13 protein-coding genes are annotated in these 15401 nt (G+C 50.8%); 11 read left to right on the top strand and 2 right to left on the bottom strand.

What is annotated here, in order from left to right:
• Positions 1-19 precede the first annotated feature (19 nt).
• The 10 genes from ACZ439_RS04245 to ACZ439_RS04200 all read left to right on the top strand — a co-directional run bounded on the left by ACZ439_RS04245 (position 20) and on the right by ACZ439_RS04200 (position 12026).
• On the top strand, positions 20-1753 hold the full coding sequence (locus ACZ439_RS04245; RefSeq protein WP_464620657.1) for an ABC transporter permease: 1734 nt from the start codon (positions 20-22) through the stop codon (positions 1751-1753).
• 36 nt (positions 1754-1789) lie between these two features.
• A complete protein-coding gene (locus tag ACZ439_RS04240; protein WP_127610647.1) occupies positions 1790-2848 on the top strand; it encodes an ABC transporter ATP-binding protein in 1059 nt (352 codons plus the stop codon).
• A gap of 39 nt (positions 2849-2887) precedes the next feature.
• Entirely contained in the window at positions 2888-3622 is a 735-nt protein-coding gene (locus tag ACZ439_RS04235; protein ID WP_127610645.1) for an MBL fold metallo-hydrolase, read from the top strand.
• A 19-nt stretch (positions 3623-3641) separates the two neighbouring features.
• The gene (locus ACZ439_RS04230) at positions 3642-4505 is read left to right on the top strand and encodes a Cof-type HAD-IIB family hydrolase (protein ID WP_464620656.1); all 864 of its coding nucleotides are present in this window, start codon (positions 3642-3644) and stop codon (positions 4503-4505) included.
• A gap of 23 nt (positions 4506-4528) precedes the next feature.
• Positions 4529-5515, top strand: a complete 987-nt coding sequence (locus ACZ439_RS04225) for a thiamine pyrophosphate-dependent dehydrogenase E1 component subunit alpha (protein ID WP_328133375.1) — start codon at positions 4529-4531, stop codon at positions 5513-5515.
• 52 nt (positions 5516-5567) lie between these two features.
• Positions 5568-6545: an alpha-ketoacid dehydrogenase subunit beta gene (locus ACZ439_RS04220; RefSeq protein ID WP_127610563.1), complete on the top strand. Its 978-nt coding sequence runs from the start codon at positions 5568-5570 to the stop codon at positions 6543-6545.
• 22 nt (positions 6546-6567) lie between these two features.
• Complete coding sequence (locus tag ACZ439_RS04215) at positions 6568-7923, top strand: 2-oxo acid dehydrogenase subunit E2 (RefSeq protein ID WP_464620655.1); 1356 nt, start codon at positions 6568-6570, stop codon at positions 7921-7923.
• A gap of 29 nt (positions 7924-7952) precedes the next feature.
• Entirely contained in the window at positions 7953-9332 is a 1380-nt protein-coding gene (gene lpdA, locus ACZ439_RS04210) for a dihydrolipoyl dehydrogenase (protein WP_174817621.1), read from the top strand.
• A 299-nt stretch (positions 9333-9631) separates the two neighbouring features.
• Positions 9632-10930 (top strand): NAD(P)H-dependent oxidoreductase, encoded by a 1299-nt coding sequence (locus ACZ439_RS04205; RefSeq protein WP_127610781.1) that lies wholly within the window; start codon positions 9632-9634, stop codon positions 10928-10930.
• 109 nt (positions 10931-11039) lie between these two features.
• On the top strand, positions 11040-12026 hold the full coding sequence (locus ACZ439_RS04200) for a sugar-binding transcriptional regulator (protein WP_372813586.1): 987 nt from the start codon (positions 11040-11042) through the stop codon (positions 12024-12026).
• 43 nt (positions 12027-12069) lie between these two features.
• On the opposite strand, the gene ACZ439_RS04195 is transcribed toward ACZ439_RS04200, so the two are convergent.
• Both ACZ439_RS04195 and ACZ439_RS04190 read right to left on the bottom strand, forming a co-directional pair.
• Positions 12070-13740, bottom strand: coding sequence for an ABC1 kinase family protein (locus ACZ439_RS04195; protein ID WP_464620654.1), 1671 nt, complete (start codon positions 13738-13740; stop codon positions 12070-12072).
• Between the two features lie 29 nt (positions 13741-13769).
• On the bottom strand, positions 13770-14063 hold the full coding sequence (locus tag ACZ439_RS04190; RefSeq protein ID WP_127610783.1) for a phasin family protein: 294 nt from the start codon (positions 14061-14063) through the stop codon (positions 13770-13772).
• 302 nt (positions 14064-14365) lie between these two features.
• Here ACZ439_RS04190 and ACZ439_RS04185 point away from each other — a divergent pair, with 302 nt between their 5' ends.
• Positions 14366-15352 carry a thiamine pyrophosphate-dependent dehydrogenase E1 component subunit alpha gene (locus ACZ439_RS04185; protein ID WP_141335571.1) on the top strand — a complete coding sequence of 329 codons (987 nt, stop codon included), beginning with the start codon at positions 14366-14368 and terminating at the stop codon, positions 15350-15352.
• The last annotated feature ends 49 nt before the right edge of the window (positions 15353-15401 follow it).

The raw sequence follows: 15401 nt of genomic DNA, 5'->3' as shown, positions 1-15401 counted from the left end.
TTAGGAAGGATTTGATCGTATGATCGGTAAGCCGCAAGGATTGACCTCCGGTCAATCTGCTGCCAAAAGCTCCTTTGATTTAGCTTCAATGGGTCCCCGCCTTATTTGGTGGGGGACCTTTGCCCTACTGGGATTTACCGTGTTTTATCCCTGCTTGGTGCTCGTAATCAACAGCTTTAAAGCGGATGGAAATATAACCTTTGCCAATTACGTGACCCTCTTTAGAGATCCGGCCATTTTGACTAGTATGACGAACAGCTTGAAGGTTGTAGTGCCTTCAACCATAATTGCAACAATACTGGGTGTTTTGTTAGCCTGGATTGTTGCGCGAACGAATATCCGGGGCAAAAAAATATGGCAAACCCTGCTGGCCACGCCCTATTTGATCCCGCCATTTGTCGGTGCCATATCCTGGACCTATCTGCTTGGACCTGTAGGGCTGATCAATGGCTGGTATATGGATATTTTTCAACAAACGGAGCCTCTGGTCGATATTTATAGTATGAGCGGTATGGTGTTCGTGATGTCGATCTACGGCTACACCATTCCTTACATTGTCGTGCTTCCTGCGATTCAAAAGATAGACGCATCGGTTGAAGAGGCGAGCCGAATTTCCGGCGCCAGCGTTTTACGCACGATGAAGGACATTACGTTACCTTTGATATCCCCGGCCATATTGGGGGGAATGCTGCTTCTATTCATGAATTTGTTGGCGGATTTCGGTATTCCTGCGGTGTTAGGCTCTCCGAACGATATCAATTTGATGACCACTCAAATTTATCAAACGATTATCAATGTGGATAAGCCGAATAGTCTTCAAATTGCAGCGGCCAATTCCATGCTGCTCGCTCTATTCGGTATCATAGGACTGCAATTGTATCAAAAGATTATTAAATCGAGCAAATATGTCGTGGTTAGCGGTAAGCATCCTTCAGGGGAGAAAACTTCGCTTGGTTCCTGGAAAACTCCTGTATACGTGTTCTTGATCATCATTATCTTTGTCACAACGGTAGCTCCAATCTGTGCGGCGATATTTACTTCCTTGTTAAAAGCGTTTGGTGCTCCGAATAGCTGGTCGAATCTGACTTTCAGAAATTATGAAATGATCTTTGAAATCGAATCGGTTCGAAGAGCTGTCATGAACAGTTTTTCTCTGGCTGCGATTGCCGGCTTCGTCATTGCCGTACTAGGCCTCCTTTTATCCTATATGATTATTCGCGGAAAAATGGTTGGATCTCGACTAGTAGAATCATTAGTTGCCATTCCATATGCGGTACCCGGCACTATTGTAGGCTTGGCGATGATTCTCGCTTTTGTGAATCCGGTTCCAATTGTAGGCTGGAATTTATATAGCACCTATATGATATTGCTTGTTGCCTACCTGGCCAGGTTTATGAACCTCGGGCTGCAAACGATTTCCGGCGCGATGGCTCAAATCCATCCATCTCTCGAGGAAGCGAGTCGGATTTCCGGCGCCTCCCAGATGAGAGCCTTTTGGGATATTATGATTCCCTTGCTAAGGCCCAGTTTCTATGCTTCATTTTTTCTTGTCCTTATGCCGGCTTTGGGAGAGATCACGTTATCATCCTTGCTATGGTCCGTCAATAACGAAACCATTGGAGTCGTTGTATTTTCAGCTCAGGAAGAAGGAAAGGTTGCGCTCACGGCGGCACTTGCCGTATTACTCATTTTGTTTGTAACCGTGACCAACATCATCTTGAAAATCGTGAGTAAGGGCCGGATTGGATTGTAAAAAATACGACATCGATGCTTCGGGGAGGATAATACTATGGGTACACTCGTTCTGGATGGCATTTCCAAGGTTTATAAGGGAAGCACAGCTGTTCATAAGGTAAACGTGACAATCGAAAGAAATGAATTCGCAACCATTGTTGGTCCATCCGGATGTGGGAAAACGACTACTTTACGAATGATTGCCGGATTTATTGAACCAACCGACGGTGTGATTACACTGGATAAGGAAGAATTGGTTAATACCGCGCGTTCCACTTTTCTGCAGCCAGAAAGGCGCGGGATCGGCATGGTGTTTCAATCTTATGCGGTATGGCCTCATATGAACGTCTTTGAGAACGTTGCCTATCCCCTTAAGCTGCGAAAGATGAATAAGGCCGATATGGCGGCCAAAACCAGGGAAATTCTGCGTATCGTCCATCTGGACGCTTACGAAAAGCGATTTCCTCATGAATTGTCAGGAGGTCAGCAGCAAAGGGTAGCCTTGGCTAGAGCGCTCGTCATGGAACCTCGCTTGCTCTTGCTGGATGAACCTTTATCGAATCTGGATGCCGCATTGCGCGAGCAGATGAGAATCGAGATCAAAGAGATTCAACGTAAAATGGGCATTACCATTATTAATGTAACTCACGATCAAGTTGAAGCAATGACGATGTCCGATAAAGTGATTGTGATGAACAGTGGGCATGTTGTCCAGGTTGGCAGTCCGATGGAGATCTATAACCGCCCCGCGAATTCGTTTGTAGCCAAATTTATCGGCTCGGCCAACGTCATTCCTTGTCAAGTGGTGGAGCGTAATTCAGGGCCGACCATGACGGTTCGTTTATTCGATACGACGCTGGAAATACCGGCTTTCGATACAAATCGGAATGAAGGATGGGTATCGGTTAGACCGCATCATATCGTGCCCGACAGTCATTCATCCCTACGTGGGAAAATTACGAATAAATTGTATCAAGGCGACAGGATTGAGTATCACTTGCAGGTTCAAAATGAAAAAATCGCTGTCGTTACGGATGCTAGCGAAAGCAACAATTACAATCTGGACGATGAAATGGGCATTAACATTCTGCAAGGAGTTTGGCTCGAAGATTAAAAAAACGGTGACACCGTTAGATTTTGATGGGGTGAGGATATGAAAGTGACTGTACTGGGCTATTGGGGAGGTTATCCTTCTGCAGGCGGAGCGACAGCGGGTTATTTAATAACAACGGATGAAGGGAACATTTTATTGGACTGCGGCAGTGGCGTCATGAGCAGGTTATCCTTCTATACGAATGTCGAGTCCTTATCCGGTGTTATACTTTCCCATTTACATTACGACCATATGGCGGATATCGGTATTTTGCAATATGCGGCCGTTGGCGCAAGAAGGACAGGAAGGATGACGAACAAGCTGCAAATTTATGCGCCGGACTCGCCGGTATCGGCTATGCAAGATTTAATGGGAAACCATTCCGATGTATATGCGATTAATCCTTTAAATAAAGTGAGCCTGGCAGGTGCTGAAATTGAGTTTATTCCGGTTCAACACACGATTTCATGCTATGCTGTCAAAATTAAATACGGCGGAAAAACGTTTGTTTATTCAGGCGATACCTCATACTGCGAATCATTGATTGACTTTGCCCAAAATGCGGATATTTTCCTCTGCGAAGCTACGATTTGCGAAGGCAGCAGGCATACAACGGGAGAAGGGCATATGGATGCCGTTCAGGCAGGTACGATCGCGAAGAAGGCCAATGTGAAAAAATTGGTATTAACCCATTTACCGCATGACGGCGATTTTGAATTTATGAAAAAAACGGCCAGTGAAGTGTTTGGAAGGCCTGCATATATTCCAAATGTAGTCAGTACTTTTATGCTATGAAAAGGACGGAGTAGCGCGTATGTATAAACTGTTAGCACTAGATATGGATGGAACGCTGCTGGATCCGCAAAAGATGATTACTTTACCCGTTCAAGAGGCTGTGCAGCAGCTGGTTTATAATCAGATTCATGTGACCTTGGCCTCAGGACGGTTTCCGGCATCGGTATGGCTGCATGGGAAATATTTAGGCTTGAAATTCCCGCTTATTGCGTTAAACGGAGCTGTGATCCTGGACCCCGTCACAGGCGAGAAATTATTTGGCTATCCGATCAGCAGGGAAATCGCTTGTAAAATCGCAACCTTTGTTGAAGCGAAGGGCTCTTATATCCATTATTACGGTTACAATGTTTTGTACGTTAACGAGTTGACCGAAATGAATCGTGCTTGGCCGCTTGCTAATGTGGTCATGGATCCAAGCAAGGAATTGACGGAGGATAATTACCGCGGTCAAGTACATTTAATACAGGTCTCTCCCGTCGGCCCATTATCTCATTTTCTGGCGTCAACGGAGGAAGAGGTCTATAAGGCTACGGTCATTGATGATGATCCGGCAGTAATCGACCGTCTTTATAAGGAGATGAGCGGCTGGGAGGGAATTACGCTTTCCCGGACAGGAAGAAGAAGATTCGATATTAACCTTGCAGACATTAATAAAAAAACGGCGCTTATGAAGGTATGCTCCGAATACAATATCGCTTCCAAACAGGTTGTAACCATAGGCGATTACGATAATGATATTGAAATGCTGGATTGGGCCGGGTTAGGTATTGCTATGGGAAATGGGAATGACAATGCAAAGGGAGTCGCTAACGTGATCACGGATTCAAATGCAGATCATGGAGTTGCGACAGCGATCCGTCAATATTTTGAATTGAACAGGTAGAGGGGAAATGGAGGGATATCCAAATGGCAGTAGAAATGAAAGCCAGGGTCGATCTATCGGCAGAAAGACTGCTGGATCTATATTATCAGATGTGGCTGGTGCGGTATTTCGACGAGAAGGTCGATGAGTTTTTTGCCAAGGGATTGATACACGGGACAACGCATCTGTGTGTAGGGCAGGAGGCAACGGCTGTCGGGGCTTGCGCGGTATTGGAAGATCGGGATAAGATCACAAGCACGCACCGGGGCCATGGTCATTGTATCGCGAAAGGCGCGCAGGCGGACCGGATGATGGCGGAATTGTTCGGCAGGGAAACCGGCTACTGTAAAGGCAAGGGCGGTTCGATGCATATTGCGGACGTAGAGAAAGGCAACCTGGGAGCTAACGGGATCGTAGGCGGCGGCATTCCGATCGCAGCAGGCGCTGCGCTTACGTCGAAGATGAAAAACCTGGGTTATGTCGTGCTCTGCTTCTTCGGTGACGGCGCAAGCAACGAGGGAAGCTTTCATGAAGCGATCAACCTTGCAGCGATCTGGAAGCTGCCGGTTGTCTTCTTTTGCGAGAACAATCAATACGGGATGTCCGGTCCGGCGAAAGAGATGATCGGGGTAGAGAACATTGCGGACCGCTCCAAGGCTTACGGCATCCCGGGCGTTGTGGTGGAAGGGAACGATATCTTTGAAGTCATGCGTGTGACGAACGAAGCGGTCGAGCGGGCCCGGAACGGCAGCGGACCGACGTTAATCGAAGCGAAGACCTACCGCTGGAAGGGACACTCGAAGAGCGACGCCAAGAAGTATCGGACCAAAGAAGAAGAGCAGTACTGGAAAGAAGAAAAAGATCCGATTGCGAAAATGGCGGCCCGCTTACTAGCGGATCAAGCTGCAACCGGGGAACAGCTCGAGGAGCTGCGGGTGAAGGCGCTGAAAGAAATCGAAGCGGCCGTCAAATTTGCGGAAGAGAGCCCGATGCCGTCTCCGGACGCGATTACGGAGGACGTATTCGCTTAAGTTGGCTGAAATTCTATAGATGAAGGTACAGGGTAAGGGGGAGCCGAACGAAGTGAGGAAAATAACGTATTTGGAAGCGATCAAAGAGTCGATGTCCCAGATGATGCGGGAAAACGAGGACGTGTTTGTACTCGGAGAGGATATCGGCGTGTACGGGGGAGCGTTCGGGGTCACGCGAGGGATGATCGAGGAATTCGGTCCGGAGCGAATCCGCAATACCCCGATTTCGGAGTCGGCGATCGCCGGCGCTGCCGTTGGGGCGGCGCTTACGGGGATGCGGCCGATCCTGGAGCTGCAATTTTCCGATTTTATAACGATTGCGACCGATCAGATTGTCAACCAAGCGGCCAAAATCCGCTACATGTACGGCGGGAAGGGCAAGGTGCCGATGGTACTGCGCACGCCAGCGGGCTCGGGTACGGGAGCAGCCGCGCAGCATTCGCAAAGCTTGGAAGCGTGGATGGCGCACATCCCCGGCCTGAAGGTCATTCAGCCTTCGACCGCGTATGATGCGAAGGGCTTGCTACGCGCAGCGATAGAAGACGATAACCCCGTCATTTTCTATGAACATAAATTGCTCTACCGGACCATGGACGAGGTGCCGGAAGAGGCCTACACGCTCCCGATCGGCAAGGCGGACGTGAAGCGCCAGGGGACGGACGTAACCGTCGTCGCGACGTCGATTATGGTGCACCGCGCGCTGGAGGCGGCGGGGCAGCTGGAGAAAGAGGGCATTCAGATCGAAGTGATCGACCCGCGGACCCTGGTGCCGCTGGACATCGAAACCGTGGTGGAATCCGTGAAAAAAACCGGACGCCTCATCGTCGTTCACGAGGCGGTCAAACGCGGCGGTTTCGGCGGCGAGATTGTCAGCCAGGTCATGGAAAGCGAGGCGTTCGATTACCTGGACGCTCCGATTCAGCGGCTGGGCGGCTTGGACGTTCCTATTCCCTACAATCCAATCATGGAGAAAAAAGCCGTTCCCCAAGTCGACGATATCGTCCAGGCTGTGAAGAAGGCGCTCAAGTAAGTGGCAGGGAGGCCCGAAGGAGATGCTAAATGAAGTGTTCATGCCGAAGCTCGGCATGACGATGGAAACAGGCACGATTATTCGCTGGTTTAAACAAGAAGGGGAAGCCGTGCGCCAAGGCGACACGCTGCTGGAAGTGCTGACGGATAAAATCAATATCGAGGTGGAAGCGTACCATTCCGGTATTTTAGTGAAACGATATTACGAAGAGGATGCGGTTGTACCCGTCAACCACGTCATCGGTTACATCGGAGAGGCCGGGGATCAGGCTCCGGCATGGCCGCCGGACGCTTCGGGAGCGGCTTCGGATGGCGAAGCGGCCGGGCCTGCAGCATCGGGTCAGGGTGCCGTTGAAGCGTCCGAAGAGCCGGCGCAAGCGCCGGCGGAAGGGAAGCCGCGGGCAACCCCGGCGGCGCGAAAAGCTGCGCGCGACCACGGCGTGGCGCTGCATCAGGTCAAGGGCAGCGGAGAGAAGGGACGGATTCACCGTGCGGACGTTGAAGGGTACGTCTCTGCGGGCGCCAAGGCTAAGGAAGCAGCGTCGACGGTCAGGGCGACCCCGCTGGCGCAGAAGGTTGCGGCGGCGAATGGCCTGGAGCTTGGTCAGGTAGAGGGCAGCGGCGAACGCGGCAAAATCATGCGCTCCGATGTCGAGCGCGCCCTGCAGCCTGCGAAAGCGCAAGCCGGGGAGAAACGGGTGATCAAGCTGCAGGGCATGCGGAAAATTATTGCGCAGCGGATGTCGCAAAGCGCCTATACGGCTCCGCACGTCACCATCACGACGACGGTGGACATGACGGCGGCGAAAGCGATGCGTACGGAGCTGCTGCCGATCGTCGAGAAGCAGACGGGCCTGCGGCTGTCGTATACGGAGATCCTGCTCAAAGCGATTTCCGCTTGCCTCGTGAAGCATCCGAACTTGAACGCGCGATGGGAGAATGAAGAGGTCGTGCTTCAGGACCATACGAACATCGGGTTGGCCGTGTCGGTGAAAGACGGCTTGCTCGTGCCGGTCATCTTCGAAGCGGAGCGTATGGGTCTGGCGGAGCTGGTGAGGAAATCGAAGGAGGTTGCGGGGAAAGCCCGCGACAACAAGCTGAAGCCGGAAGATTTGAGCGGGGGGACGTTCACGGTCAGCAATCTCGGGATGTATGCGGTCGATTCCTTCACCCCCATCATTAACCAGCCTGAGGTGGCCATTCTGGGAGTCGGACAAATTCAAGACAAGCCGGCTGTCATCGGGGGGCAAGTGCTGGTTCGGCCGATGATGACGCTGAGTCTTTCGTTTGACCATCGGGTGGTCGACGGCGCTCCGGCCGCAGCCTTTTTAACGGAATTAAAGACCGTGCTGGAACAGCCGTACCAATTGCTGGTTTGATTTTGATTATGAGGGTTGAGGTGACAACGTTGAATTCATACGATTTGGTAGTGCTCGGTGGAGGCCCGGGCGGTTATGTGGCTGCGATCCGTGCGGCGAAGCTAGGGCTATCGGTTGCCCTGATCGAAGCTTCCGAGCTTGGAGGCACATGCCTTAACCGCGGATGCATTCCGTCCAAAACGCTGCTGCATATGGCGGAAGCGGTTGAAACGATCAAGAAGGTTCAAGCCTGGGGAATCAAGACGGGCCCGGTTGAACTATCATGGGATGCGATGCTGGCCCGTCAGGGCCAAGTGATGCAGACGCTGCGCACCGGCATTGCGGGGCTGCTGAAAGCAAACAAGATCAGCCATCTCCGCGGCTGGGGCAAGGTGCTGCCGAACCGTGAGATCGAGGTTGCTTCGGATACGGGAGTGACCCGCGTACGCGCGGACAAGATTATTTTGGCTACAGGCTCCAAGCCTTTCGTTCCCCCGATTCCGGGATTGGACGGGCTGCCTTATCAAACGAGCGATACGATTTTCCAAATGGACCGTATACCGAAAACGACGACGATTATCGGCGGCGGTGTGATCGGTGTTGAATTCGCGGCTATTTTCTCGGCGTTCGGCACGCAGGTGACGGTTGTTGAAGCGACCGACCGCATCGTGCCGACTGAGGACGAAGCGGCTTCCCAAGCGCTGGCCAAGGCGTTGAAGCAGCGGGGCGTTCAGGTGCAGGCTGCGACCAAAGTGGAGCAGGTTCGCTACGACAATGGCCAATTCCATGTGTCGGCGGCGCACGGCGGCCAGACGTCCGAGCATGCGGCTGAGGAATTGCTGGTCGCAGTCGGTCGGACTCCAAGCCTTGGCGGGCTGGAGGAGCTGCCGCTCAAGATGAACGGGCGATTTGTCGAGGTCAATGAACAGATGGAAACGAGCATCCCCCATGTATACGCCATTGGGGATCTTGTCGGGGGATATCAATTGGCGCATGTGGCTAGTGCCGAAGGGCTTATAGCGGCAGCGAATGCGGCCGGAAAACAAGAGAAAATCGATTACCGCGTCGTACCTCGCTGCATTTACACCCATCCCGAAATCGCCAGTGTAGGGATGACGGAGCAGGAAGCGAAGAACAGCGGTCTTGCGGTTAAAGTCCAGACGTATTCCATGAGAGGGAACGGGAAGGCGCTGTCCATGGGAGAAACCGATGGCTTCGTGAAGCTGATCGCCGATGAGAAATACGGCGAGATTGTTGGCGTAACCATGGTCGGGCCGCACGTGACCGACATGATTACGACAGCTTCCTCATTCATGCATTTAGAGGGCACGGTGGCAGAGTGGGCAAACCTGATCCATCCGCATCCGACCGTATCGGAGTCTTTCTATGAGGCGGCTAACGGATGGCTGGGCATGGGAGTCAATCATTAATACAGGATAAGATGCAATCGGAAAGGTTGTCTCGAAACGGACAGCCTTTTTCGTACACACGCCGATGTTATCTTAGAGCAACTCGTGAAGGGTTACGATCATTGCCGGCTGGTTGAAGTATCTTTATCCTTGTGGAACAGCGGGTATTTATTTGTTGACAGAACCGTAAGCAGTGTTTAGAATTACAAATGAAAGCGATCGATACAAATGTAAATAAGGCGCTTGATTAAAGCGGCAGCCCTATCAAACTGAGTGATGAATGAAGTTTCAAATATTGAAGAAGATCGGGGAGAAGCCATATGAACATGAATAAAAAGCTGTTGGAGCTGGAGCGTAAGGGCGGTTTGATCCGTGTCGGCTTAATTGGAGCGGGTCAAATGGGACGCGGCATGATCTCGCAAATCGAAAGCATGAAGGGAATGCGTGTGGTAGCCACTGCTGATATAAGGGTTGAGCAGGCCAAAAACGCTTACTTGTTTGCAGGTGTCCGCGCAGAGCACATCGTGCAAACACGCGAGCTGGAGCAGGCGGAGCGGGCGATAGACCAGCGTTCGGTTGTGGTTACGGATGACATGCACATGCTGCTCGCGCTCCCGAATGTGGATGTGATCGTTGATGCGACCGGAGTACCGAGTGTTGGTGCGGAGATTGCCTGGAAGGCGATCCTGAACAAAAAGCATATCGTCATGTTGAACGTCGAAACGGATGTAACCGTTGGCCCGCTGCTTAATAAAATGGCCGCTTCGGCAGGCGTTGTATACACGGGCTCGGCCGGTGACGAGCCAGGGGCGGTCATGGAGCTGTACAACTTTGCGGATGCTATCGGCTTCGAGGTTCTGGCGATCGGTAAAGGCAAGAACAACCCGCTTAATGTGCAGGCAACGCCGGATTCGGCACGTGAATATGCGCAAAGCGTAGGGGCGAATCCGAAGATGATCGCTTCATTCCAAGACGGAACCAAGACGATGATCGAGATGACAGCGGTGGCTAACGCGACAGGGTTTGTACCGGACCAACCAGGGATGAACGGGCCGGTAGCAACCGTGGAGGAGCTGACACAGGTGCTTCGTCTGCGGGAGGATGGAGGCATCCTGACGCGGACAGGAGTCGTTGAATATGTGAACGGTGTAGCACCGGGCGTATTTGTTATCGTCACCTCGGGCAAGGAAGAGGTCCGGCATGAGATGGAGTACCTGAAGATGGGCAAAGGCCCGAACTTTGTGTTATTCCGGCCGTACCATTTAACGAGCCTGGAGACCCCGTTGTCGGTGGCTGGTGCCTACTTCTACAATGAGCAAACCATCGCACCGTGGAAAGGGCTGGTGGCTGAAACCGTGACCATCGCCAAGAAGGATCTGCAGCCGGGAGATCGTCTGGACGGGATCGGCGGATTCACGGTGTACGGCAAGATCATGACTGCGGCCGAAGCGAAATCGCTAAACGCCTTACCGATCGGTTTAGTTCAAGCACAGACGGTAAAACGCGCGGTAAGGGCCGGTGAAATCATCACGTACGATGACGTGGAGCAAACGGCTTCTTCGGTCATTTGGGAGCTGCGCAAGCTGCAGGATCAAGCACTTCTCGCCGGGAGCCTATAAAGGTAAGGCGCTGTAATCTTAGCAAATGAATCCGCTTTCGATAACATCCACCTTTTTAGTGAAAGCTGACTTGATAATCATGATGAAGTATGGGTGGGGTTGATTGACGATGATGACTGATGAGGAGAAAAAGTTTCTGCTTAAGATTAGCCGCATGTATTATTTTGAAGATTGTACACAAGCGGAAATCGCCAAGAAAGTCGGAGTTTCCAGACCTATCATATCTAAAGGTCTTCAGAAGGCGCTCCACGTAAAGCTGGTTGAAATTATTATACATGACCAAGCGGCGCCTACGATCGATTTGGAGCAGGAAATCGAAAGCGCTTTTTCATTAGAAGAAGTTATCGTCGTACCCACGGCCAATATGTCAACCGAGCTTGCCAATAGTGCGCTTGCCAAGGCTGCTTCCTCCTATGTGCTGAAGCAGCTCAAGCATGTAACGAAGATCGGCATCTCGTGGGGGACGACCTTACACAACCTGGTGAAGGAATTCCCCGAAGAGGCTCACGAGCATTTGAAGATAATCCCGCTCGTAGGGGGCATGGGCTCTAATCGAATTGAGCTTCATTCGAATCAAATTGCCTACGAATTGTCCAAAAAGCTGAACTGCAGCTGTGAATCCTTGTATGCGCCGGCCATTGTGGAGAGTGAAAGCTTCCGCGATCTTCTATTGCAAACCCCGACGGTTGCCGATGTGTTGGAAGAAGCGAAAAAAATTGATCTGGCCATTGTAGGGATCGGTAATCCCTTTATGCAATCCACCCTGGAGGAAATCGGTTATATAGGGGACGATGAGTTGAAGAGTTTGGAAGCCTCCGGCGTTGTCGGGGATATCAACTCCTGTTTTATTTGCAGGGACGGCACGATCGCAAAAAATTCGATCAACGAGCGGGTCATCGGAATTCAGGTGGTTGAATTGAAGAGCGTGAGCAAGGTAATCGCCATCGTTCAAGGAAGCCATAAAGCAGATAGCGTCTTGGCGGCTCTGCGGGGGGGCTATATTCATACGCTGATTACAGATGAACAAACGGCTTCAGAGATGGTTAGACTCATGAAAATACAGAGCCACAAGCAGGATTCGGGCCAGCCAAGCTAGAGCTGGCCCCATGCGGCTCATCGAGCCGCTGTTCGTCCTGCTGTCAAGATCGACCCGATTTGAAGATGGAATGAATGAACCAAACGAGTATGAACACGGCGATCAGGGCGCCTATTTCCAGCACAGGGATGCTCCCAAATAAGCCAGGCTGATTGCTCTGGGAAGAGCCGATCATGATTCCCGTCAGGATGATGCAGAAAGAAAGCCAAACCATACTGAGCGAAATCCTCTTGCTGATCCGATCCAGTTGTCTAAGCAGAAGATCAAATTGAGGGATGCTGACGTCCAGTTGTCCTTTCTTAATTAAAGGGATCAGCTCTTTGACCAGATTTGGGAATTCAAAGAGAATGTCGCTGTATTGCGTCCATTCTTCTTTGACATGTTCCAGTATCGAACCGGGATGAAGACGCTCGAGCAATAATTTTTTGCCGAACGGCTCTGCGATTTGGAGGATGCTGATCTTGGGATCCAGCTGCTTAACCACACCCTCTACCGTAATCAAGCATTTGCCCAATAGAACAAAATCGGCGGGAATCCGGACTTCATGCCGATAGGCTACTTCCAGAAGATCGTTTACCGCTTCTCCAAGACTCATCTCCCCGAAAGGCACGCCAACGTATTTATCACGAAGAAGATCGACATCGCGACGCAGGTCTGTCATGTTCACTTGCGGCGTAACAAGCCCCATCCCAAGCAAAGCTCTAATCACACCCTCCGAGCTCTGCAGCATTAATGCGATGATGAGCTTGGCGAGCTGCCGCTTGATCTTCGGCGTCAACCGGCCTACCAATCCAAAGTCCATAAATGCAATCACCTCACCCCGCAGCACCGTAATATTGCCGGGATGAGGATCCGCATGAAAAAAGCCTTTAATAAAAATTTGATGCAAAATGGCATTCATTAACCGCTCGGCTATTCTTTTGGAATCATAGCCTTTGGCATGCAGCAGTTGGGGAGAATTTAATTTGATCCCATCCATAAACTCCATGGCTAGAATCTTCTTGGAGGAAAATTCCCAATACACCTTCGGAATTCGGATGTGAGCCTGGTTTTTAAATTGACTGGCAATTTTTTCGGCATTTTTCCCTTCAATTGTATAATCAAGCTCATCGAGTAACGATTTTTTAAATTCTTCAAACAACCGCACAAGCTGATGGCGATGGGCCCATTCGAAGCGGGCTTCAGCCATGATTGCTAAATTTTGCAGGATTTCCAGATCCGTTCGGATCGTCTCGGCAATCGTTGGGCGCTGGACTTTAACAGCGATCCTCTCTCCTGTGGTTAGAAGGGCAAGATGAACTTGCCCGATCGAAGCGGCAGCCAGCGGCGTTTCCTCAAAGCTGAGAAAGGTTTGGTCCAGATCGATGTTCAATTCGGATTCAATGATATGTTTGACTTCCTGATAGGAGAAGGGGGTAACCTGATCCTGAAGCTTTTCCAATTCCTTAATGATAGACTCCGGTATGAGGTCGGACCGTGTACTGGCAATTTGGCCCAGCTTAATAAAAGTCGGACCCAATTCTTGAACAACGAGACGGATTCGCTCGCCAATAGATGTTTTTTCGTCCTTTTTTGTTCCGTTTCGAATGTTGCCGGGCAAGGACAACAGATGGAAAATGTCCAATTCTTCTACGATAAAACCAAAGCCATGGCGAGTAAGGGCCATTGCAATGCCCCGATAACGGTTAAAATGGCGAATCCGTTTGCCGATCAAGTGAAACCATCCTTTCAGGCAACAAGAGCTTATTCGTTGTTGTTTTCCAATTTTTCAAGACGCTTGCTCAGATTTTCAATGTCTTCCTTGGTCGCCACGTGCAGCTCTGCTAACAGGCTGTTCAATTGCTCTCGAATGAGCTGCTTCAGCTGTGCCTGTTCGGCTTCCCCCTTTTCTATCAATCGGTTGACAAGTTCTTTGGATTCATTGGCTGAAATATTTCCCTTTTTTACTAATTCATCAACTGCACTTTCAAGTTTCTCTTTGCTCAGGATCGTGACGCCGAGTCCTAACGACAAAGCTTTCTTCAGCAATTCATTCATCTAGTGAACCTCCTGTTTAATGATACTATAGAGTACCCCAATTCCCTGAATGCTATTAACTGATTCTGGAAATTTATTGCGTGCATGCCGACATCACTTTTCCTTGTTCATTGGATAAGCACCCCCTCTTACATATGTATTATACAATAACAATTGTAAAAAATGTTGCAGTCAGGAACATATTTTATATGAATATGTCGGTTGATATAAACAAATGAGCCTTGACAAAAACAAGAATACAGAAGTAGTATGATATTACAAATGTAATGAATAAGAACATATGTAAACGGAGGGATATCCAAATGGCAGTAGAAATGAAAGCCAAAATCGATCTATCGGCAGAAAGACTGCTGGATCTATATTATCAGATGTGGCTGGTGCGGTATTTCGACGAGAAGGTCGATGAGTTTTTTGCCAAGGGATTGATACACGGGACAACGCATCTGTGTGTAGGGCAGGAGGCAACGGCTGTCGGGGCTTGCGCGGTATTGGAAGATCGGGATAAGATCACAAGCACGCACCGGGGCCATGGTCATTGTATCGCGAAAGGCGCGCAGGCGGACCGGATGATGGCGGAATTGTTCGGCAGGGAAACCGGCTACTGTAAAGGCAAGGGCGGTTCGATGCATATTGCGGACGTAGAGAAAGGCAACCTGGGAGCTAACGGGATCGTAGGCGGCGGCATTCCGATCGCAGCGGGCGCTGCGCTTACGTCGAAGATGAAAAACCTCGGTTATGTCGTGCTCTGCTTCTTCGGTGACGGCGCAAGCAACGAGGGAAGCTTTCATGAAGCGATCAACCTTGCAGCGATCTGGAAGCTGCCGGTTGTCTTCTTTTGCGAGAACAATCAATACGGGATGTCCGGTCCGGCGAAAGAGATGATCGGGGTAGAGAACATTGCGGACCGCTCCAAGGCTTACGGCATCCCGGGCGTTGTGGTGGAAGGGAACGATATCTTTGAAGTCATGCGTGTGACGAACGAAGCGGTGGAGCGGGCCCGGAACGGCAGCGGACCGACATTAATCGAAGCGAAGACCTACCGCTGGAAGGGACACTCGAAGAGCGACGCCAAGAAGTATCGGACCAAAGAAGAAGAGCAGTACTGGAAAGAAGAAAAAGATCCGATTGCGAAAATGGCGGCCCGCTTACTAGCGGATCAAGCTGCAACCGGGGAACAGCTCGAGGAGCTGCGGGTGAAGGCGCTGAAAGAAATCGAAGCGGCCGTCAAATTTGCGGAAGAGAGCCCGATGCCGTCTCCGGATGCGATTACGGAGGACGTATTCGCTTAAGTTGGCTGAAGTTCTATAGATGAAGGTACAGGGTAAGGGGGAGCCGAAC

The organism is Paenibacillus sp. JCM 9796, from assembly GCF_055379675.1.
Note: the sequence above shows the minus strand (reverse complement) of the source record. Positions and strands in the feature narration are given on the sequence as shown.